Source organism: Actinoplanes sp. NPDC051346 (genome assembly GCF_040682215.1).
Taxonomy (GTDB): Bacteria; Actinomycetota; Actinomycetes; order Mycobacteriales; family Micromonosporaceae; genus Actinoplanes.
In genome coordinates this window covers 640,771-663,016 of record NZ_JBFBAJ010000003.1, presented here as the reverse complement: position 1 = coordinate 663,016, position 22,246 = coordinate 640,771, and the positions used below count along the sequence as shown (strand labels likewise).

At 72.1% G+C, this 22,246-nt stretch carries 14 protein-coding genes; 10 read left to right on the top strand and 4 right to left on the bottom strand.

The genetic code is table 11. The annotated features are described in order from the left end of the window. Window positions 1–66 precede the first annotated feature (66 nt). Window positions 67–918 carry a 16S rRNA (cytidine(1402)-2'-O)-methyltransferase gene (gene rsmI, locus AB0M36_RS11270; RefSeq protein WP_364155368.1) on the top strand — a complete coding sequence of 284 codons (852 nt, stop codon included), beginning with the start codon at window positions 67–69 and terminating at the stop codon, window positions 916–918. Here the strand turns inward: rsmI and AB0M36_RS11265 are convergent. Further along, window positions 912–2,378 (bottom strand): hypothetical protein, encoded by a 1,467-nt coding sequence (locus AB0M36_RS11265; RefSeq protein WP_364155367.1) that lies wholly within the window; start codon window positions 2,376–2,378, stop codon window positions 912–914. The genes rsmI and AB0M36_RS11265 overlap by 7 nt on opposite strands. A 120-nt stretch (window positions 2,379–2,498) precedes the next feature. On the opposite strand from AB0M36_RS11265, the gene metG reads away from it, so the two are divergent. Continuing rightward, window positions 2,499–4,286 carry a methionine--tRNA ligase gene (metG, locus tag AB0M36_RS11260; RefSeq protein ID WP_364155365.1) on the top strand — a complete coding sequence of 596 codons (1,788 nt, stop codon included), beginning with the start codon at window positions 2,499–2,501 and terminating at the stop codon, window positions 4,284–4,286. A gap of 222 nt (window positions 4,287–4,508) precedes the next feature. Continuing rightward, entirely contained in the window at window positions 4,509–5,996 is a 1,488-nt protein-coding gene (locus tag AB0M36_RS11255) for a hypothetical protein (RefSeq protein WP_364155363.1), read from the top strand. 63 nt (window positions 5,997–6,059) lie between these two features. Here AB0M36_RS11255 and AB0M36_RS11250 read toward each other — a convergent pair whose 3' ends face one another. Then, window positions 6,060–7,094 (bottom strand): hypothetical protein, encoded by a 1,035-nt coding sequence (locus AB0M36_RS11250; RefSeq protein WP_364155361.1) that lies wholly within the window; start codon window positions 7,092–7,094, stop codon window positions 6,060–6,062. 73 nt (window positions 7,095–7,167) lie between these two features. Between AB0M36_RS11250 and AB0M36_RS11245 the strand changes: the two genes are divergently transcribed. Next, on the top strand, window positions 7,168–8,055 hold the full coding sequence (locus tag AB0M36_RS11245; protein ID WP_364155360.1) for a TatD family hydrolase: 888 nt from the start codon (window positions 7,168–7,170) through the stop codon (window positions 8,053–8,055). A 186-nt stretch (window positions 8,056–8,241) separates the two neighbouring features. Here AB0M36_RS11245 and AB0M36_RS11240 read toward each other — a convergent pair whose 3' ends face one another. Beyond that, a complete protein-coding gene (locus AB0M36_RS11240) occupies window positions 8,242–8,664 on the bottom strand; it encodes a hypothetical protein (RefSeq protein WP_364155359.1) in 423 nt (140 codons plus the stop codon). Between the two features lie 247 nt (window positions 8,665–8,911). On the opposite strand from AB0M36_RS11240, the gene rsmA reads away from it, so the two are divergent. The 5 genes from rsmA (at window position 8,912) to AB0M36_RS11215 (ending at window position 13,784) form a co-directional block, all read left to right on the top strand. Next, entirely contained in the window at window positions 8,912–9,811 is a 900-nt protein-coding gene (gene rsmA / locus AB0M36_RS11235; protein WP_364155357.1) for a 16S rRNA (adenine(1518)-N(6)/adenine(1519)-N(6))-dimethyltransferase RsmA, read from the top strand. A gap of 70 nt (window positions 9,812–9,881) precedes the next feature. Further along, entirely contained in the window at window positions 9,882–10,829 is a 948-nt protein-coding gene (locus AB0M36_RS11230) for a 4-(cytidine 5'-diphospho)-2-C-methyl-D-erythritol kinase (protein WP_364155355.1), read from the top strand. A gap of 121 nt (window positions 10,830–10,950) precedes the next feature. Next, window positions 10,951–12,777 carry an ABC-F family ATP-binding cassette domain-containing protein gene (locus AB0M36_RS11225; protein WP_364155354.1) on the top strand — a complete coding sequence of 609 codons (1,827 nt, stop codon included), beginning with the start codon at window positions 10,951–10,953 and terminating at the stop codon, window positions 12,775–12,777. Window positions 12,778–12,855: 78 nt separating this feature from the next. Then, window positions 12,856–13,326: a DUF4383 domain-containing protein gene (locus AB0M36_RS11220; RefSeq protein ID WP_364155352.1), complete on the top strand. Its 471-nt coding sequence runs from the start codon at window positions 12,856–12,858 to the stop codon at window positions 13,324–13,326. Continuing rightward, a complete protein-coding gene (locus AB0M36_RS11215; protein WP_364155350.1) occupies window positions 13,326–13,784 on the top strand; it encodes a DUF4383 domain-containing protein in 459 nt (152 codons plus the stop codon). Before AB0M36_RS11220 ends, AB0M36_RS11215 begins: the two co-directional genes overlap by 1 nt. 170 nt (window positions 13,785–13,954) lie before the next feature. Here AB0M36_RS11215 and AB0M36_RS11210 read toward each other — a convergent pair whose 3' ends face one another. After that, entirely contained in the window at window positions 13,955–14,557 is a 603-nt protein-coding gene (locus AB0M36_RS11210; RefSeq protein WP_364155434.1) for a TetR/AcrR family transcriptional regulator, read from the bottom strand. A gap of 520 nt (window positions 14,558–15,077) precedes the next feature. Between AB0M36_RS11210 and AB0M36_RS11205 the strand changes: the two genes are divergently transcribed. Beyond that, window positions 15,078–22,238, top strand: coding sequence for an SDR family NAD(P)-dependent oxidoreductase (locus tag AB0M36_RS11205; RefSeq protein ID WP_364155348.1), 7,161 nt, complete (start codon window positions 15,078–15,080; stop codon window positions 22,236–22,238). Window positions 22,239–22,246 lie beyond the last annotated feature (8 nt).

Here is a 22,246-nt window from a genome sequence, read left to right as displayed (position 1 = left end):
AGAACCGGTGCTCGCAGGCCACGGCCCGTCGCGGATGTGATGGAGCGGATGTGATGGACTCGGGTCGTGGACGAGAACGGGGCAGGTCGGGTCGTGCTGGTCGGTGCGCCGCTCGGCAACGTCGGCGACGCCTCGGCGCGGCTACGCGAGGTGCTGGCCAGCGCCGACGTGGTCGCCGCCGAGGACACCCGCCGGCTGGCCCGGTTGGCCCGCGACCTGGGCGTCACCGTCGCCGGGCGGGTCGTGTCGTATTTCGAGGGCAACGAGGAGCGGCGTACCCCCGAGCTGGTCGAGGCTCTGCGCGGCGGCGCGGTCGTCGCCGTCGTCACCGACGGCGGCATGCCCAGCGTGTCCGACCCCGGCTACCGTCTGGTGCGCGCCGCCCTGGACGCCGGTTTCCCGGTGACCGCCGCGCCCGGTCCGAGTGCGGTCACGACCGCGCTAGCGCTGTCTGGGCTGCCCAGTGACCGGTTCTGCTTCGAAGGCTTCCTGCCGCGCAGCGGATCGGGACGCCGGTCGCGCCTGCGCGAGCTCACCGCCGAGCCTCGGACGCTGGTGTTCTTCGAGGCGCCGCACCGGATCGCCGGCATGGTGCAGGACCTCGCCGGTGCGTTCGGCGCCGAGCGCGAGGCCGCGGTCTGCCGTGAACTGACGAAAACGTACGAGGAGATCCGTCGCGGTCCGCTCGGGGAGCTGGCCGTCTGGGCCGCCGAGGCGGGACCGCGCGGCGAGATCACGGTGGTCGTGGCCGGCGCGCCCGCCGGCCCGGCCGAGCGGCCGGCCGACGAGGACCTGCGGGCGGCGGTCGCCGAGCGGGAGGCCGCCGGCGCCTCGCGGCGGGACGCGGTCCAGGCTGTCGCCGACGTGTACGGCCTGCGCAAACGCGAGGTGTACGAGTTGGTGCACGCCGCTCAGTAGGCGACGAGCAGGAACCCGGCGAGCAGGGCGAGCGGGCCGGCGAGGCTGGTCAGCAGCGCGGCGCGCCGGGACCGGGCGGAGTCGAGCCGCCACGCCCCGGTCAGGCCGGCGATGCCGAGCCCACACAGCACCACGAGCACGAAGCCCAGCGACCAGCGCAGGTGCACCAGGGTGCCGGTCGCGCCGACGTACGCCTGCCTGCTGTCCTGGCTGACCATCCGCGCGGAGGCGACCGACCCGGTGGCCCGCTGAGCCGGCTCGACCCCGAACAGGGCGATCCGCGGAACGGTGTAGACGCCGTCGGCGGAAGTGAATTGTCCGTAGCAGCGTTGGGTGACGCCGTCGCCGGTGCATCGCGCGATCGTCGCGGTGCCCGCGTGGCCGTGGCCGACCGCGAGCCAGAACGGTTCCGCGCTGACCCAGGAGAAGAACGTGGCCACCAGCCCGAGGGCGAGCAGCGCCAACAGTCCGCTCACCGGCCGGCGCGGTTCACGCGGCTTGCGCCTCGGCGGCCGGCCCGTGCCCCGGGGAGTCTCGTGCTCCGGCGCCGGGGTGCGCTGTTCCTCGCTCAGCCAGAACGGTGAGGTTTCGAGCAGGGCGGATGCGCGCTCGGCGCGTACCCGATCCTGAAGGGCCCGGTCGGCGCGGGCGTGATCCTCCCGGGCCCGGCCGAGGGGTCCCTGACCCGGCACGGCCCCCCGGTCGATGGCCACCGTCGGCCGGTCGCGCTCCGGTTCCGGCAAAATCATCACATCGGGTACGGCGGCAGCGGCCGGTTCGCGCTCCGCGGGTGGCCCGGGCGGCTCCGCGGCGAGCAGGTCCACGATCGTGGGTTCCTGGTCCTTCTCGTTCGCCCTCTGTGGTGGGTCGGCGCTCTTGCGGGGTTCGTATGCCGCGGCCGTGCCCTCGGTGTTGAAGCGTTCGGCGTCCGGCTGGTCGTGGTCGCGTTCGACGGCCTTGGGCGCTTCTGGAGTCTCGGCGGGTTGTTCGAGGGCGGCCGTGGCGTCCCGCACGCCGGCCCGGTGTGCCTCGGCCGCGTCGCCGGTGCGTGCGGTGGTCTGTGCCGGCTCCGTCGCTGGTCCGGCGCCTTGTGGTGGCTCCATCGTGGGCGCGGCGGCCGGTGCGTTCACCGACTCCGGGGCGGCGGGTGCCGCGCTTTCCGGGGCGGCGGGTGCCGCGCTTTCCGGGGAGGCGGAGGCCCGCGGCGACTCCATCGTGGGCGCGGCGGGCGCGGCAGGCGCGGTGGGCGTCTGCGTCGTGGGCGCGGCGGGCGTGACCGGGGCCGGGGCTGGGCTCAGAGCTGGGCGGCGCTGGTGCCTCGGTTGGGGGCGGGCGGGGGCGTCCGCGGGCGCCGGGTTCCCCTCCGGGCGCCACCAGGCGCCGGTGCCGGGGTCGTGCCAGGACCACGGGTTTCCCTCGGTCCGCGGAGTTTCCCCAGGCTGCGGCGCGTCTCCGGTCATGGCTCCCATTGGACTACGCGCCGCACCGTGGTTCCGGGAGATGACGGGCGTGTCGGAGCAAAAAGGGCGGATGCCTATCCGTTCGCGAGGTGGACCCCCGAGTCACTACGCTTGGTCGTCATGAGTCACGTTCTCGCCGCGGTCGCCTGGCCCTACGCCAACGGTCCGCGCCACATCGGTCATGTCTCCGGCTTCGGAGTGCCCTCCGACGTATTCAGCCGGTTCATGCGGATGTCCGGCCACGACGTGCTCATGGTCTCGGGCACCGACGAGCACGGCACGCCGATCCAGGTGCAGGCCGACGCCGACGGCGTGAAGCCGCGCGAGCTCGCCGACCGCTACAACCGGGTGATCGTCGAGGACCTGCACGGCCTCGGGCTGTCGTACGACCTCTTCACCCGTACGACGACCACTAATCACTATGCCGTCGTGCAGGACCTCTTCACGGGACTGCACGAGAACGGCTACATCGTCGCCAAGACGACGCTGGGCGCGATCTCGCCGTCGACCGGCCGCACCCTGCCCGACCGCTACATCGAGGGCACCTGCCCGATCTGCCGCTACGAGAGCGCCCGCGGCGACCAGTGCGACAACTGCGGCAACCAGCTCGACCCCGAGCAGCTGATCGACCCGAAGTCGCGGATCAACGGCGAGACCCCGAAGTTTGTCGAGACCGAACATTTCTTCCTTGACCTGCCCGCGTTCGCCCAGGCGCTGGGCAAGTGGCTCGACACCCGCGACGGCTGGCGCCCCAACGTGCTGAAGTTCTCTCGGAACCTGCTCGAGGACCTGCAGCCGCGGGCCATCACCCGGGACCTCGAATGGGGCGTACCCATTCCGCTGGACGACTGGCGTGACCGCACCGACAAGCGCATCTACGTCTGGTTCGACGCGGTCATCGGCTATCTGTCGGCGTCCATCGAGTGGGCGCGACGTTCCGGTGACCCGCAGGCGTGGCGCAAGTGGTGGACGCCCGGGGGCGGCTCCCGCGGTTACTACTTCATGGGCAAGGACAACATCGTCTTCCACTCGGTGATCTGGCCGTCGCTGCTGCTCGGCTACTCGGGCGAGGGCGACCGGGGCGGCAACGCCGGTGCGCTGGGAGCTCTGGATCTGCCGACCGAAGTGGTCTCGAGCGAGTATCTGACGATGGAGGGGCGCAAGTTCTCCTCGTCGCGCAAGGTCGTCATCTATGTCCGCGACTTCCTCGAGCGCTACGACGCCGACGCCCTGCGGTATTTCATCGCCGCGGCCGGCCCGGAGTCGAACGACACCGACTTCACCTGGTCCGAGTTCGTGCGGCGCAACAACGACGAGCTCGTCGCGGGCTGGGGCAATCTGGTCAACCGGTCCATCTCCATGGCGGCCAAGAACTTCGGTGCCATCCCCGAGGCGGTCGACCTGACCGACGACGACCGTGCGCTGCTCGAGGTGGCCCGGGCGGGCTTCGCTACCGTGGGTGACCTCATCGGCAAGCACCGCCAGAAGGCGGCCATCGGCGAGGCGATGCGGGTCGTCGCGGAAGCGAATAAGTACCTTTCGGATCAGGCGCCGTGGAAGCTCAAGGACGAGGCCTCGAAGCTTCGGATGGGCACGATCCTGCACGTCGCGTTGCAGGTGGTGAGCGACGCCAACACCCTGCTCACGCCGTTCCTGCCGCATTCCGCGCAAAAGGTGCACGAGCTGCTCGGTGGCACCGGCGTGCACGCGCCGATGCCCTCCATCGTCGAGGTCGACGATCTGGACGGGGGCCCGGGCTATCCCGTGCTGACGGGCGACTACTCCATCGGCGCCCGGTGGGAGTCGGTGCCGCTGGTGGCCGGCACGCCGCTGGCCGCCCCGAAGCCGGTCTTCCGCAAGCTCGACCCGTCGGTGGTGGAGGAGGAGTTGGAGCGGCTCGGCTCCTGACCAAACTGGCGTAAAAAGCCCATCGATGCCCGCGCATCGGTGGGCTTTGTCATGTTCGGGCCGGAACGGGATTGATCAACGCGCGCTAGTCGTATACCTTCGGCGCCGACCACGGGGGAAACGCTTGCGTTTCATCGGTCCGACACCGTTCCATCGTGAACGAGAATCGGGTCGTGTCGTTTTGTCTCCTTCGTCCAGGTCGAGCCCCTCGAAGGAGTTTCCTTGAATTCACGTCTTTCGCGTCCGCTGCTGGCAGTCGCCATCAGTGGTGCGCTTCTGGCCGGTAGCGCCCTCGTCGGCACCTCGCCGGCCTTCGCCGCCGACACGAACGAGTCGACCGCCGCCGTCCGGGAGGTGCTCGGCGACGACCCCGGCACGGACCCGACGACGCCGCCCCCTCCGGGCACGGGTACCGGCACTGAGCCGGGCACTGGCACGGGCACCGAGCCGGGCACTGGCACGGGCACCGAGCCGGGCACTGGCACGGGCACTGAGCCGGGCACGGGTACCGGCACTGAGCCGGGCACTGGCACGGGCACCGAGCCGGGCACGGGTACCGGCACCGAGCCGGGCACTGGCACGGGCACTGAGCCGGGCACCGGCACGGGCACTGAGCCGGGCACTGGCACAGGCACTGAGCCGGGCACCGGCACAGGCACTGAGCCGGGCACCGGCACGGGCACGGGCACCGAGCCGGGCACGGGCACCGGCACCGAGCCGGGCACGGGCACGGGCACCGGCACCGAGCCGGGTACCGGCACGGGCACCGAGCCGGGCACGGACACGCCGACTGACAAGACCCCGCCGGTGGGCAGCTTCACGCTGGGCGTGACCTCGCTGTGGATCGGGCAGCGGGTGACCCTGACCCAGGGCGACGTCACCGACGAGACCAGCACCCCTGAGCAGATCAGCCGCGTGGTGAACTGGGGCGACGGCACGTCGACCACGCTTCGCGCGGACAAGGCGCCGGTTCGCAAGCAGTACACGAAGGTTGGCCGTTTCACGATCACGGTCACGCTCAAGGACGCCGCGGGCAACTCGGCCGAGGCGAAGGCGCCGACCACCAACGCGGTCACGGTGACGAGCCCCGGCAAGTTCAAGCTGAGCAAGACCACCCTGTGGCCGGGTCAGCGGTTCACCGTCTCGATCAGCGGTGTCCCGAGCGGCACCAAGGAAATCCAGCTGCACTGGGGCGACGGTTCCACCAGCAAGCTCCCGGGCAAGAGCCAGTCGATCACCACGTTCTACCCGCAGAACACGGGCAAGGCCAAGCTGAGCGCGACGTTCGTCAACGGCAACGGCGCGTCCTCGGCGGTCCCGGTCGGCACGATCACCGTGAACAACGACCGCTGGAAGCCGGTCGTCAAGGTCAACAAGCCGAAGAACTCGAACCGGCTGAAGTCCTGGAAGTACGCCACCGGCACGGTCAAGGACAAGGGCGCCGGCGTCCCCTACGTCTTCGTGCTGGCGACCCGCATCACGGGCAACAAGGTCTACTGCTTCACTCCGAAGAAGAAGTGGAAGCGCGTCTACAACGAAGCGCAGTTCCGCAACTGCGTTCCGGTCGCGGTGAAGGTCTCCAAGGGCAAGTGGTCGCTGAAGCTGACCGGCCTGAAGAAGGGCACCCTCTACGTCGACACGATCGCGCGGGACTGGGGCGGCAACCTGAGCAAGGTGGCCTCTGTCAAGGCGAAGATCACCCGTAACTGAGCAAGGCACGTAGCAACACGCGGGGTCCGGCACACACGTGCCGGGCCCCGCGTTCGTGTGCGGTCAGAGCTGGTACGGAATCTCCGCGATGCCGTGGTCGGTGAGCTCCCGCAACGGCGCCCACACCTCGTACACGCCGCGCTCGTAACAGCGCGCCCCCACCGCCGAGACCGAGTCGGCGTCGGGGCGGACCAGTCTGAGCCGCGCCCAGTTTTCGTCGCGTTGCAGCACCCACATCGGCACGGTGCGCCACAGGGCCCGCTCGGCGCGGCGGACCAGAGAATGCACGGGGTAGCGGGCGGCGCGGGTCAGCGCCCGGACCCGGAAGTCCTCCGGCGGGTCGGCGACCGCCTGATATTCGTGGTCGCCGACCCGGCCGATGAAGCGTGCCGAGCCGGCGTCGGTGCACGGGAGGTATTCGCGGTCCGGACTGACCCCGGGCACCCCCTCGAGCAGGTGCCGCCAGCGGGGACCGGCCAGCCGCAGCCAGCCGTGCTGCTCGGGCTGGTAGGTGTAGAGCACGACCTCGTCGCCGGTGCCGGGATAGGCCAGCAGCTGCGCGTTCGCCGGCATCGGCAGGTCGGCGAATCCCGCGGTGACGAACTCCGGGATCAGGTCGCCGGTGCTGGGGGTGAAGCCGGTGCCGAGCACCATCGGACCGATCCGGGAGTGGGCGGGCAGGGCGGGCAGCCCGGGCTGCACATCGCCCATCGGCACCTCGAAGTCGATCGGGTCGGTGGCGCGCCAGCGCAACGCGTACACGACCGGCTGGGTGTCGGCGCCGTCGGTGCGCAGCAGGGACAGCTCGCCCGGCGTACGCAGATGGGCGATGTCGCAGGCGCGGTAACAGAACCCGTACGGCAGCCAACCGGCCAGGTGCCCGGCGAGCTGAACGGCGGAGAGCACTTTGGTCATACGCGTGCCGCGGCACACGGCGGCGGTGGCCCGGATCCCTTGCAGCACGGGATCGTCCTGGTGCCCGAGGGACTGGGTCATCGACTGGACCCGCTCCCAGGAGAGTTCGCGGCGTAGCGGCGCCATCAGGGGCGGCTCGAGCGGATCGCTGCCCACGGCGGCGTCCTCACCGGTCAGGGTCACTCCGCACAACCTAGGGGGACGGGGTTGATTTCGGGTGAACGCGAGGTTATGTCGTGTGTGATGCTGGACGGCGATGAACACGCAACCGTCCGAATCTCGCAAGCAACGTTCCGCCCGCCGAGCCGGCGAGTTTCCGCCCCCGCCCGAGCCGTTGGCCGTGCCGGTCTTTGACAGCCACACCCACCTGGACATCACGGTGCACGAGGCGGGCGTGCCCGGTGGTGGCGACGACCCGGTCGAGGCGCTGATCACCGCCGCCGCGAAGTCCGGTGTGGACCGGCTGGTGCAGGTGGGCGTCGACGTGGCGTCGTCGCGCTGGGGAGCCGAACTGGCCGCCCGTCATCCCTCGGTTCTCGCGACGGTCGCGCTGCATCCCAACGAGGCGCCGACCCTGGCCGACCTCGACGAGGCGCTGCGGGAGATCGAGACCCTGGCGGCCGAACCGCGCGTGCGCGGCCTGGGAGAAACGGGCCTGGACACTTTCCGTACGGGCGAAGCCGGCCGTCCCGCCCAGGAACACAGCTTCCGCGCCCACATCGCCATCGCCAAGCGCTACGGCAAACCGCTGATCATCCACGATCGGGACGCGCACGAGGACGTGCTGAGGGTCCTGGACTCCGAAGGCGCACCGGAGTCCGTGGTGCTGCACTGCTTCTCCGGCGACGCGGAGTTCGCGGCCGAGTGCGTGCGCCGGGGCTATCTGCTGAGCTTCGCGGGCACGGTGACGTTCGCCAGCGCGGGCGAGCTGCGGGCGGCAGCGGCACTGACGCCGCCGGAGCAGTTGCTGGTCGAGACGGATGCGCCGTACCTGACGCCGGTGCCGCACCGGGGGCGTCCCAACGCGTCGTATCTGATCCCGGTGACGGTGCGGGCGCTGGCGGAGGTGACCGGCCGGGATCTCGACACCCTGTGCGCGGCGATCTCCGCGAACGGTGAGCGGGTCTTCGGGCCTTGGCGCTGATCCTCGGGGTTGGTTGTGGTCACTGTGGGGGCTTTCGGGGGGAGGGATGACCCACTCCGGGCTGTCAGGCTTGATCCCTGCGTGGGCCATCCCTCCCCCCGAAAGCCGTGGTGGTCGCGCTCGCGAATCGGCCCTGGCCGTGGTGGCGGCCGGACGGCGGCGCCAGGGCCTGTCCCAGGCCGGTCGCTAAGCCGGAAGGGGATAGGCGGCGCAGTCGAGGCGCTCGCCGAGTCCGCCGAGGAGCTTGGCGAACGCGGTCGGGGCGGCGTGCAGCGGACCGCGGGAGACGAAGCGCACCGCCCAGCGGTGCCCCGGGGCGACGTTGAAGATGCGATAGACCACCAGGGAGCCGCGGTCGTCCGGTTCGACGCTGGTGACCCCGCGATACCACCATTCGCCCTGCTGGGCGACCGAGCGCGCGGCCCGGTCGATGGTCACCGTCATGGTGCTGCCGTCCCTGGTGACGGTGAACTCGTCGCCCTTCGAGGGCTTGGCCGAGCCGGTGGCCGCGATCGGCGACCGCCCGCCCGGTCGCGCGTCGAGCAACACGGCGGCGACCTCGTCCGGTGTCGCCTCGACTACGCCTCGCAGTTCGAGCAGCTCCGTCATGCCCTCGTTGTACTCCCTTCGCGCATCTCGCCGCTGCCTCGTGACTCAGCGTCACGCGAACGGCGCCCCGACCGCCGCCAGCCCCGGGAACGCGTCCCGTGACGCGATGCCCCGGTCGGCCGCCGGACTCGGGACGACGTCCCGTGACACGGGTGCCCGCCTGTTGCCGGACCGGACGATGGCTTCACGTGAAACGGCGTCCGGCCCGGCCAATGGCGTTGCCGGCGGCGCCGTAGGCTGTGACGTCATGGCTGACGCACTGCTCGGCCCGGCGGAGATCCGGGAGCTCGCCGCGCGGCTCGGTGTCGCGCCGACGAAGAAGCTCGGCCAGAACTTCGTGCACGATCCCAACACGGTTCGGCGCATCGTCGCCGCGGCCGGCCTCACCGACGCTGACGTCGTGCTGGAGGTCGGTCCGGGGCTGGGTTCGCTGACCCTGGGGCTGCTCGGTGCCGCCGCACACGTGCACGCCGTGGAGATCGATCCGGTGCTGGCGGCGGCGCTGACGGCGACGGTGCAAGAGCGGGCGGATGCTCAGAAGCTGTCCGTGCACCCCGCCGACGCGCTCAAGGTCACCGCGGACCTGTTCCACCCGGCGCCGACCATGCTCGTGGCGAACCTGCCCTACAACGTGGCGGTTCCGGTCGTGCTGCACCTGTTGGCCGCCCTGCCGACCCTGCGGGGCGGGCTGGTGATGGTGCAGAAGGAGGTCGCCGACCGGCTCGTCGCCGGTCCCGGGTCGAAGATCTACGGCGTGCCCTCGGTCAAGCTCGCCTGGTACGGGGAGTCGCGCGCCGCGGGTCGCGTACCCCCGGCGGTCTTCTGGCCGGTGCCCAACGTCGATTCCGGCCTGGTCGCTTTCACCCGCCGCGAGCAGGCGTTCGACGTGCCGCGCGGGGTCGTGTTCCAGGTCATCGACGCCGCCTTCGCGCAGCGGCGCAAGACGTTGCGGGCCGCACTCGCCGGATGGGCCGGTGGCGCCGGCGCGGCCGAGGAGATCCTCGTGGCGGCGGGGGTCGATCCCCAGGCCCGGGGCGAGTCGTTGACCGTACGGGAGTTCGCCGCGCTCGCGGCGGCGGCGATCTCTCTGGGGCACGGCGGTAAGCTCAGCGCTACCGGAAGGCGGCACGAGGAGGTGGACTCATGACGGCAGGACCGCAGGGGCCCGTCGTGTGCTCGTCGCCGAGTTGCGCACCGGTGATCCAGGATCCCGCTCCGTGACGGAGGCTTGGGGGCCGGACGACGACAAACCGCGCCGGTTTCCCGGTCCGGTGCGGGTCCGCGTGCCCGCCAAGATCAATCTGCATCTCGGGGTCGGCCCGTTGCGCGCCGACGGCTTCCACGAGCTGAGTACCGTCTACCACGCGATCAGCCTGTTCGATGAGCTGACCGCGCGCCGCGGCGACACCCTCGCGCTGACCATGGAGGGCGAGGGCGCCGGCGAGCTGGAGCTGGACGAGAGCAATCTGATCATCCGGGCGGCCCGGGCGCTGGCCCACAAGGCGCGGGTGCCGGCCCATGCCCGGTTGCACCTGCGCAAGACCATCCCGCTGGCGGGCGGCCTCGCCGGCGGCAGCGCCGACGCCGCCGCGACCCTGCTCGCCTGCGACCTGCTCTGGGGCACCGGCTACAGCAAGGAAGAGCTGGCGGAGATCGGCGCCGAGCTCGGCTCGGACGTGCCGTTCCTGCTGCACGGCGGCACCGCGCTGGGCACGGGGCACGGCGAGGCGATCAGTCCGATCCTGGCCCGCCCGACCACCTGGCACTGGGTGGTGGCGATCGCCGACGGCGGGCTGTCCACGCCGGCGGTCTACCGCGAGCTGGACCGCCTCCGCGACAGCCCGTGGCCCCCGACCCCGCTGGAGAGCCCCGACGAGCTGATGGCCGCCCTGCGCCAGCGCAAGCCGGAGGTCCTGGGCGCGGCCCTCGCCAACGACCTGCAACCGGCGGCGCTGTCGCTGCGTCCGGCCCTGTCCGACGTGCTCAAGGCCGGTTACGACGCGGGCGCGCTGGCGGGCATCGTGTCCGGCTCCGGGCCGACGTGCGTCTTCCTCGCCACGGACGGCAGGCACGCGGAGCAGGTGGCGGGACTCCTGGCGGACAGCGGGGTCTGCCGCACGGCGGTGACCGCCCGCGGACCGATGCCGGGCGCCCGAGCCGTCTGACGCGCCGCGGCGGACCGGGCGGCGATGTCTGCCCCGAAGACCTCAGCGACCAGCGGGTCGGCCACACCGGCGGACCTCGGCGCGGGGACTTGTCGCTCGTCAAGGTAGGCTGGACGGCATCGTGGCCAACATTGTCAATCTGGACCGGGTCAACAAGGGCTACGGCGCCGCCGGTCAACTGCTCACCGACGTCTCTCTCGGGCTGGACGACGACGCCCGGGTCGGCATCGTCGGTCTCAACGGCGCCGGGAAATCGACCCTGCTGCGGCTGCTCGCCAAGCTCGAGGAGCCGGATTCCGGCCGGGTCACCCACCGCCGCGACCTGCGGGTCGCCGCCCTTCCGCAGAGCCTCGTCCTCGCCGGCGAGGCGACCGTGCGCGACGTCGTGCTGGGCACCGCCTGGCTCGCCGAGGGCATGGGCGCCGATCATGAGTGGGCCGGCGACTCCGGCGTTCGCGAGATCCTCGACGGGCTCGGCATGGGTTATCTGGGCCTGGAGACGCCGGTCGGACCCATGTCCGGCGGTGAGCGGCGCCGGGTGGCCCTCGCCGCCCTGCTCGTGCGCGAGTCCGACCTGCTGATCCTCGACGAGCCCACCAACCACCTCGACGTGGCCGGCGTCGACTGGCTCGCCCGTTACCTGCTCGGCCGTCGGGGCGCGCTGGTCGTCGTCACGCACGACCGCTGGTTCCTCGACGCCGTCTGCACCGCGACCTGGGAGGTCGTCGACGAGCAGGTCCACACCTACGAGGGCGGCTACGCGGCCTGGACCCTGGCCCGGGCCGAGCGGCAGCGGGTCGCCGCGGCCGTCGAGGCGCGGCGGCAGAACCTGCTCCGCAAGGAGATCGCCTGGCTGCGTCGCGGTCCGCCGGCCCGAACCTCGAAGCCGCAGTTCCGCATCGACGCGGCGAACGCGCTGATCGCCGACGTCCCGCCGGTGCGCGACACGGTCAGCCTCCAGCGGCTGGCGACCACCCGGCTGGGCAAGCAGGTGTACGACCTCGAGAACGTTCGCCTCGACGCCGGTCCCAAGAGCATCTTCTCGGATCTCACCTGGCATGTCGGCCCCGGCGACCGGATCGCGATCCTGGGCGCCAACGGCGCGGGTAAGACCACGCTGCTGCGCATGCTCGCCGGCGTCACCGAGCCGGACGGCGGGCGCCTGGTGCGGGGCTCGACCGTGCGCCCCGCGTTTCTGTCGCAGGAGCTCAAGGAGCTGCCGGGGCACCTGCGCCTGCTCGAGGCCGTCGAGGAGGTGGCCAAGCGCGTCAAGCTCGGCGACCGGGAGTTGTCGGCGGGGCAGCTCGCCGAGGTGTTCGGCTTCACCGACAAGCGCATCTGGACCCCGGTGAGCGACCTCTCCGGCGGCGAGCGGCGCCGGCTCCAGTTGCTGCGCCTGCTTGCCGCGGAGCCGAACGTGCTGCTCCTCGACGAGCCCACCAACGACCTCGACACCGACACGCTGGCCTCGCTGGAGGACCTGCTCGACTCGTGGCCGGGCACGATGGTGGTGGCCAGCCACGACCGCTACCTGGTCGAACGGGTGACCGACACCGCGTACGGAATGTTCGGCGACGGCCGGCTGGTGCACCTGCCCGGCGGTGTCGACGAATACCTCGCGCGGACGTCCGGGGCGCCCGTGGTGTCGACCTCGGCGACGGCGGCGGGGCAGAATTCGGCCGCGAGTGCCGAGAGTGTCGCGGGCGCGGCGGGCGCGGGGATGTCGGCGAGCGAGCTGCGGACGGCCCGCAAGGATCTGGCCCGGCTCGAGCGGCAGCTCGCCAAGTTCGCCGAGCGCATCGCGAAGATCAACGAGGGCCTTGCCGAGCACGGCAGCGACTACGACAAGATCATGGAGTTGGACGCGCAGCTCAAGGCGGTGCAGGCGGAGCAGGCGCAGGTCGAACAGGCCTGGCTGGAGCTGGCCGAGCAGGTGCCCGACGCCTGATCCGGGGGTGCTCCTGCAGCCGCCGGAGGGATGCGCGAGAATCTCTCCAGACCCATACCGACGTTGGAGACGGACACCATGGCGCACATTCCGGTCAATCACCCGCTGCGGCCGATCTACCGCGCCCTGGGCGCGCTGACCGGGGTCTACCTCATCCTCTTCGGGATCGTGGGCATCATCGTCACCGCCAGCGACGGCCTGTTCGCCAACGGCGGCGACCGGGTCCTCGGGCAGGGGGCCAACCTGTTCTGGTCGATCGTGTCCCTGCTGGTCGGGGCCATCGTGGTGCTCGCCTCCGTCATCGGGCGCAACTCCGATGTCGAGGTCGACAAGTACTTCGGCTGGGGCCTGCTGGTCGTCGGCAGCTACGAGCTCGCGGTGATCCGCACCGACGCCAACTTCCTCGACTTCACCGTCTCGACGGTCGTGGTCACCTACCTTGCCGGCCTCATGCTGATCATGGCCAGCCTCTACAGCAAGGTCGCTCCGGCCGCGCAGACCGGCGAGCCGCGCCAGGTGCGGCAGGCGCGGGCGACCCAGAACGTCTGATGGCCCACTACCCCGTCAACCACAGCCTCCGCCAGACCTATCGCCTGCTCGCCGGCGCCGCCGGGGCGTACCTGATCCTGGCCGGAGCCGTCGGCGTCGCCGCCACCTGGGGCGAACCGTTCTTCCACCGCGGCCACGACTGGGCGCTGGGGCTGCGCATGAATCCCGCCGGGGCGTGGCTGGCCGTCGTGCTCGGTCTGGCGGTGCTGGGCGCCGTGCTGCTCGGCGGCAACGTGCACCATCACGGCAGCCTGCTGATGGGCTGGGGCGTGCTGAGCGTGTCCATGGTGCTGCTGGCGCTCATCCAGACCGACGCGAACGTCCTGAACGTCTCGATGGTCAACATCATCGTGCTCACGCTGCTGGGCCTGGTGGTCCTGACCGCCGGACTGTACGGAAAAGTGGGCGATCCCGAGGCCGAACGCGCCGAGAACGAGCTGGCGCACCGACGCGGCTGAGCCGGGCGTCAGCGGGCCTTGCGGGTCAGCGGGCCCCGGGGATTGCGGGCCCCGGGGATTGCGGGCCCCGGGCATTGCGGGCCCCGGGCTGCGGGCCCCGGGTATTGCGGGCTGCGGGCTGCGGGCCCCGGGCATTGCGGGCCGCGGGTCAGTGGGCAGCGGGCCGCGGGTCAGCGGGCCTTGCGGGTCAGCAGGGTCGGCTTCGCCTCCAGGTTCGACAGGCCGTTCCAGGCCAGGTTGACCAGGTGCGCGGCCACCATCTCCTTCTTCGGCTTGCGGGCGTCGGGCCACCACTGGCCGACCAGGGCCACCATGCCCACCAGCGCCTGCGAGTAGAGCTCGGCGAACCTGGGTTCCAGCCCGCGGGCGGTGAACTCGCCGCCGAGGATGTGCTCGACCTGGTGTGCCACGTCGTTCATCACGCTGGAGAAGTTGCCCGCCGGCTGCAGCACCGGTGACTCGCGGACCAGCACCCGGAAGCCGTGCGGCTCCTCCTCGATGTAGTCCAGCAGGGCGAGTGCGGCCTGTTCGAGCAGCTCGCGGGGGTGTCCGGCGGTCAGGGCGGTGGTGACCCGGTCGAGCAGGGCGCGCACCTCCCGGTCCACGACGACCGCGTAGAGGCCCTCCTTGCCGCCGAAGTGCTCGTACACGACCGGCTTGGAGACCTTGGCGCGCGAGGCGACCTCCTCCACCGCGGTCCCCTCGAAGCCGCGCTCGGCGAAGAGCTGGCGGCCGATGGCGATGAGCTGTTCGCGTCGCTGCGCCGCCGACATGCGTACGCGGGAGGAAGGTGTGCCCGCGCCCCGGCTCGCCCCCGTGGCCGGGCGCACGCGGCGACCGCGGGGGTGGTTGCTGGTCTCGCTGTGGTCGGTCACCCGGCCATCCTGCCAGTACCGGACGGTTCCCACCGACCTGCGCGCCGCTGGTGAGCGGGCGCCAAATGTTAACAACTTACGCTTACGTCACCGTAACTTACGGCCGCTCCGGACCGGCGGGGCAAGCTCTGTCGGACCTTGGACCACGCTTGCCATGATCACCCTCCGAAGTGAGATGTGGATCATAAGCAACGGAGTGAAGATCCTGCTGGTGGCCCTTGTGGAACCCGCAGTGACGACGGAATGACGCCCGGTGGAAGACAAAATCTGCACCTTGTCCATCGAGAAGGTGTAACGCCGCTGTAACTCCAAGTCGATAACGTGCGCTCCGAGCAACATTCATGTATCGACATCTCTCTTTTCTCCTCTGCCCTTGCGTGCCTGTGCGACGGTGTCCGAACCATTTGGCGGGAGTCCGATGAAGACAGTGCGACAGACGAGGTCACTGGTGCTGGCCGTCAGCGGTGGCGCCGGTCTGGAAGCGAGTCCGCACCAGGTCACCGCCGCGATGCGGGCCGGGGGCGTCGGCATCGTGGACCTGGGGCACGGCGACGCCTGGAGCCTGCGGGTGCTGGCGCAGACCGCCCGCCGCGCGGGCGAAGGGCTCGGGGTGCGCGTCACCGCGGCTTGCGCCGCGACCGTGGCCGATCTGGAGCGCGTCGCCGGCGCGGCCGTCGAACTGGTGGTCGTCACGGCGGACGCGGGCTGGGATGTCGCCGCCCTGGCCGACCGCTACCGCGTCTTTGTCGAGGTCACCGATCTCGCCGAGGCTCAGGCCGCCGTCACTCTGGGTGCTCACGGCCTGGTTGCCCGCGGTATGGAGTCGGGGGGTCGGGTGGGCGACCTCAGCTCGTTCGTGCTCCTCCAGCAGCTCGTCGGCGTCGGGTTGCCGATCTGGGTGGCCGGCGGCATCGGTCCGCACACCGCGGCGGCCTGCGTCGTGGGCGGCGCGGCGGGCATCCTGCTGGACACCCAGCTGGGCCTGCTCCCCGAGTCCACATTGTCCGATCAACACCTTTCGTTGCTTCGCCGGATGGATGGCACCGAGACGGTGCTGCGCGACGGCGTGCGAGGCGTCGAGAGCGGTGGCACGCTGGTGCCCATCGGCCAGGACGGCTGGCTCGCCGGTGACTTCGCCAAGCGCTACGCGGACACCGCCGCGGCCGTACGCGGCATCCGCGACTCGATCCTCGAGGCCCTGGACCACGCCGAAGCCGGCGAGGCGCTGAGCCCCGGCGCGCCCCTGGCCCGCACGCTCGGCGTCGACCTTCCCGTCGCCCAGGGCCCGATGACCCGGGTGAGCGACGTGGCCGGTTTCGCCCGCTCCGTCGCCGACGGCGGAGCCCTGCCCTTCATCGCCCTGGCCCTGGCCAACGCCGAGCAGACCCGGCGGATGCTGACCGAGACCGCCGCGGCGCTCGGCGACCGCCCCTGGGGCGTCGGCGTGCTGGGCTTCGCGCCCGAGCACCTGCGGGCCGCGCAGATCGAGGTCGTCCGCGAGGTCCGCCCCGCGGTCGCGATCATCGCGGGTGGCCGTCCCGCCCAGGCCAAGGGCCTCGAGGCCGACGGCATCAGCTCCTTCCTGCACGTGCCGTCGCCAGGCTTGCTGCGGCAATTCCTGCAAGCGGGCTCCCGCAAGTTCATCTTCGAGGGCGCCGAATGCGGCGGGCACGTCGGCCCGCGCGCCAGCTTCCCGCTGTGGGAGGCGCAGCTCGGGGTCATCGAGGAGTTCCTCGCCGGACGTCCCGAGGGCACGGCCGCGGAGCTGCAGATCTTCTTCGCCGGCGGCATCCACGACGAGCGGTCGGCGGCGATGGTGGCCGCGATGACGGGCCCGCTCACCCGGCGCGGCGCGCAGACCGGCGTGCTGATGGGCACGGCGTACCTGTTCACCGCCGAAGCCGTCACCCACGGCGCGATCCAGCCGCTGTTCCAGCAGCAGGCGATCGAGGCGACGCGGACGGCGCTGCTGGAGACCGCACCCGGCCATGCGACCCGGTGCCTGCAGTCGGGCTTCGTGGACGACTTCCACAGCCTGCGCGAGCAGCTCGAGGGCGCCGGCGTGGAGAACCGCGTCGTCTGGGAACAGCTCGAGATGCTCAACGTGGGCCGGCTGCGCATCGCCAGCAAGGGCATCACCCGCGACGGCGATCAGCTGGTGACCGTCGACGAGGCGACCCAGGCGGCCGAGGGCCTGTTCATGGCCGGGCAGGTCGCGGTCCTGCGCGACGCCACGACCACGATCGCCGGCCTGCACGCCCAGGTGAGCACCGCGGCCGCGGCCGCACACGCCGATCGGGTCGCGGACCTTCGCGTCGACCTCGGGCTGGACCCGGTCGGAGAGCCGGAGGTCGTCGACCCGCTGGACATCGCGATCGTCGGCATGGCGTGCGTCTTCCCCGGCTCGCCGGACCTGGCCGCCTTCTGGGAGACCGTGGTCAGCGGCGCCGACAAGGTCGGCGAGGTGCCGGCGGACCGCTGGGACGTCGACACCTACTACGCGCCCGAGGTCGGGCCCGGGCAGACCGGCCGGATCACCGTCTCCAAGTGGGGCGGGTTCATCGACCCGGTGCCGTTCGACGCGATCAAGTACGGCATCCCGCCGGCGGCGCTGGCCAGCATCGACCCCACCCAGCTTCTCGCCCTGGAGATCTCCCACCGGGCGCTCGTCGACGCCGGGTACGCGTACGACTCCGGCCACGACCACGGGCGCACCGGGGTGGTGTTCGGCGCCGAGGCCGGCAGCGACATGAGCCAGACGCAGACGCTGCGCACCCTGCTGCCCGGCTACCTCGGCGACCTCCCCGAGCAGCTCGAGGGCCTGCTCCCGACGGTCACCGAGGACACCTTCCCCGGCGTGCTCGCCAACGTCATCGCCGGCCGGGTCGCCAACCGCCTCGACCTCGGCGGGCCCAACTACACCGTGGACGCCGCCTGCGCCTCGTCGCTGGCCGCGATGGACTCCGCCTGCAAGGAACTGATCGCCGGCGACAGCGACCTGATGATCTGCGGCGGCGCCGACCTGCACAACGGCATCAACGACTACCTGATGTTCACCTCGGCGCACGCGCTCTCGCCGACCGGCCGCTGCCGCACCTTCGACAGCACCGGCGACGGCATCGCGCTGGGCGAGGGTGTCGCCGCCGTGGTGCTCAAGCGGCTCGCCGACGCCGAGCGCGACGGCGACCGGGTGTACGCCGTGATCAAGGGCCTCGGCGGCGCCAGCGACGGTCGGGCGCTGGGCCTGACCGCGCCGCGCGCCGAGGGCCAGCGTCGGGCGCTCGACCGGGCGTACGGCGGCGCGGGCATCTCCCCGAGCGAGGTGGGGCTGGTCGAGGCGCATGGCACCGGCACGGTCGTCGGTGACCGCACCGAGCTGGAGACGCTGACCCGGCTCTTCACCGAGTCGGGCGCGCGGCCCGGCACCGCCGTGCTGGGCTCGGTCAAGTCGCAGATCGGCCACACCAAGTGCGCGGCGGGCATGGCCGGGGTCATCAAGGCCGCGCTCGCCCTGCACACCGGCGTGAAGCCGCCGACGATCGGCCTCAGCCGGCCCAACCCGGCGTGGAACCCGCAGACCAGCCCGTTCGCCTTCCACACCGAGACCCGGCCCTGGGCGGCGCCCGCCGCCGAGCGGATCGCGGGGGTCAGCGCGTTCGGCTTCGGCGGCACCAACTTCCACGTGGTCCTCAGCGCCCACCCCGCCACCGCGGACCCGCGGCACACTCGCCAGGAGTGGCCAGCCGAGCTGTTCATGTTCCGGGGCGCCACGGTGGAGGCGGCCCGCCGCGGCGTGGCCAAGCTGCTGGACAAACTGCCCGGCAACGGCCTGCTGCGGGAGCTGGCCGCCACGGCCGCGCGGGAGTCCGACGCGCGAACCGGCCCGGTGCGTATCGCGGTCGTCGCGTCCCACGTCGACGACCTGGCCGGTCTGCTGCGCCGCGCTCTCGACGGCGAGCACGATCCGCGTAAGGGCCTGATCCAGCCGGCGGCGAGCACCGAGCCGGGCAAGGTCGCGTTCCTCTTCCCGGGCCAGGGCAGCCAGCGGCCCGGGGCTCTGTCCGACCTGTTTGTGGCCTTCCCGGAGCTGCGCGAATATCTCGAGCTCGGCCGGGAGTGGGCGGATCTGCTCTTCCCCCCGACCGCGTTCGGCGAGGAAGCCGAGAAGGCCCAGGCCGACCGGGTCCGCGACACCCGCGTCGCCCAGCCGGTCCTCGGCATCGGCGGCCTCGCCGTCGACCACGTCCTGCGCCGCCTCGGCGTGCGCCCGGACATGGCCGGCGGGCACAGCTATGGCGAGCTGGTCGCGCTCTGCACCGCCGGCGCCTTCGACCCGGCCACGCTGCTCGACCTGAGCCGGGAGCGGGCCGCGGCCATTCTCGCGGCCGCCGGAGACGACCCGGGGACGATGGCCGCTGTCAGCGGCACCGCCGAGCAGGTCGGGGCCGCGCTGGCCGCCGCAGGGCTCGACGGCGAGGTCGTGGTTGCCAACCACAACGCGCCGACCCAGGTCGTCGTCTCCGGCCCCACCGAGGCGGTCGGTCGCGCGACTGCCGCGCTGAAGGAGGCCGGCCTGCGGGCCAGAGCCATCCCGGTTGCCGCCGCCTTCCACAGCCCGGTCGTCGCCCAGGGAGCGGTGGCCTTCGCCGAGGTGCTCGCCGCTCGCGAGATCACCGCGCCGACCGTGCCGGTCTGGTCGAACCACAGCGCCGAGCCGTACCCGCTGGACGCGGGCGGGGTCCGCGCCGGGCTCACCGCGCAGATCGGCTCGCCGGTCCGATTCGTCGAGCAGATCGAGGCGATGTACGCCGCCGGCGCCCGCGTCTTCGTCGAGGCCGGCCCCGGCCAGGTCCTCGGCAAACTGGTCGCCGCCGTGCTCGGCGACCGCCCGCACCTGGTCGTCACCGTCGACGGCCGTCCGGGCCAGGGGCTGCGCGCCCTGCTCACCGCCGCCGCCGAGCTGGCCTGTGCGGGGGTGGGAGTGCAGACCGGCTGGCTCTTCGCCGGCCGGGACACCTCCGGCCCCACGGCCCCGGCGGCCAACCGTCCCACCTGGACCGTCGACGGCCAGGCCGTGCGGGACCGCACCGGACAGTGCCTGCCCGGCGGGATGACCCCCGCCCGGCGCATCGAGATCGAGGAGTTCACGATGACCGCAGTGCAGGGCACCGACGGCGCCCGCGACAGCCGTAGCGAACTGGTCAGCGAGTTCCTGCGGACGAGCCGGGACCTGATCGCGACCCAGCGCGACGTGCTGCTGGCGTTCCTCGGCGAGGGCTCCGGCGGCCGCCTGGTGTGGCAGCCCACCGAGGCCGCGCCGACCCAGGCCCTGGCAGCGGCGCCGGCATCGGCACCCGTGGCGGCGGCGCCCTCGATGCAGGCTGCGGCGCTGGCCGCTCCCGTCAGTCCCGCGCCCACGTCGATGACCGCGGTGCACTATCCGACGATCGCCGAGACGGAAGCGCTGCTCGCACCGCAGCCCGCGCGTCCCGACCTGGACGTGCAGGGTGCCGTGCTGGCGGTGATCAGTGAGCGGACGGGTTATCCGGAGGAATTGATCGAGCTCGACCTGGATCTCGAGGCGGATCTGAGCGTCGACTCGATCAAGCGGGCCGAGGTGGCCGGCGAGGTCGCCAACAAGCTGGGGTTGACCGTCGAGGGTGACGAGTCCGAGCTGGAGGATCTGGTCAAGGCCCGCACCGTACGGGCGATGGTGACCTGGCTCGACACGAAGATCAACGCGAACCCCACTCCCGTCACGGTCGCGGTGGCTGTCGCGCCCGCCGCACCGGCCATGGATGTGCAGGGTGCCGTGCTGGCGGTGATCAGTGAGCGGACGGGTTATCCGGAGGAGTTGATCGAGCTCGACCTGGATCTCGAGGCGGATCTGAGCGTCGACTCGATCAAGCGGGCCGAGGTGGCCGGCGAGGTCGCCAACAAGCTGGGGTTGACCGTCGAGGGTGACGAGTCCGAGCTGGAGGATCTGGTCAAGGCCCGCACCGTACGGGCGATGGTGACCTGGCTCGACACGAAGATCAACGCACCGGCAGCGCCCGCCTCGGCCGCACCCGCCCCGGCGGTGGCCGTCGGAGCACCCGAGGTTCGAGCGCTCGAGGCGCCCCCGCGGGCAGGCATCGCGCCGCAGCGGCTGGTCTCCCGCCTTCAGCCCGCGCCGCCGGCCGAGGCGGACGGCACCGGGCTCGCGGATACCCGCTTCCTGATCACCGGCGGCGGCGCGACCGGCGTCCGGCTCGCCGAACTGCTCGCCAACGCCGGAGCGAGCGGGGTGAGCGGCTCGACCGCCGACGACCCCGCAGGCCTGGACGGGATCATGCTGCTCGATGGCCTGGGCGCAGACGGTGGCTCGCTGCTGCCGGATACGTTCGGCTTCCTCAAGCGGGCGCTGTCGGCCGGGCCGCGCTGGCTGATCGCCGCCGGACCGCAGGCGGGCAGCGCGCGTACGGACGGGATGACCGGCCTGTTCCGCACGATCGCCCGGGAGTATCCGGAGACGGTCGTCCGCTTTGTCGAGGTGGACGCCACGGCGTCCGCCGACGACATCGCCCAGGGGCTCGTCGAGGAACTGCACGACCCCGCCCCGGCCCCGGTCGTCTACCGACGGGCGGACGGGCGGCACGTCGGGCAGCTCACCGAGGCCGGACTGGGCATGTTGGCCGACGGGGGAGCGGGGCCGGCCGGCGACGGCGCGGCCGAGGCGCGGGCGATCGGGCTCGACCCCGACTCGGTCGTCGTGCTCATCGGCGGGGCGCGGGGGATCACCCCGTGGTTCGCGCGGACGGTGGCCGCCGCCTCGCGGTGCCGGATCGAGCTGGTGGGTCGTACCCCGCTGCCGCAGACCGACGAGGACCCGGAGCTGGCGGCCGCCGGTGACAAGGCGGCGCTGCGGTCGGCACTGGCACGGCGAGGCATGCGCTCGCCCTCGGACATCGACCGCACCGCTTCCGCCATCCTCGCCGCCCGCGAGGTCAACGCGACGGTCGCGGAGCTGACCGAGCTCGGCGCCCACGTGCGCTACCACTCGCTGGACGTCCGGGACGACGAGGCGACCCGCCGGCTGGTCAAGCGGATCCACGACGAGTACGGGCGCATCGACGGCCTGGTCTACGCCGCCGGGATCATCGAGGACAAGCTCATCGGCGACAAGGACCCCGCCTCCTTCGAGCGGGTGTTCCGCACCAAGGTCGACGGCGCCCGGTCGGTGCTCGACGCCCTGGACGGCTGCGGCGCCGCGCCCCGGTTCGTGGTCATGTTCGGCAGCATCGCGGCCGCATACGGCAACCGCGGCCAGAGCGATTACGCGGCCGCCAACGACGCGCTCGACGCCATGGGCACCCGCTGGTCGCAGGTCACCGGTCATCGCGCGCTGACGGTGCACTGGGGACCGTGGGCCCCGGTCGGCGCGCACGGAGGCATGGTCACCCCCGAGCTGACCGCCGAGTACGCCCGCCGCGGCATCGGCCTGATCGATCCGGAGGAGGGCGCGCTGAGCCTGCTGCGGGAACTCGCCTTCGGCGATCCGGCGCAGACCTCGGTCGTGCTCACCGCGTCGGGCTGGTAGGGCCGGCG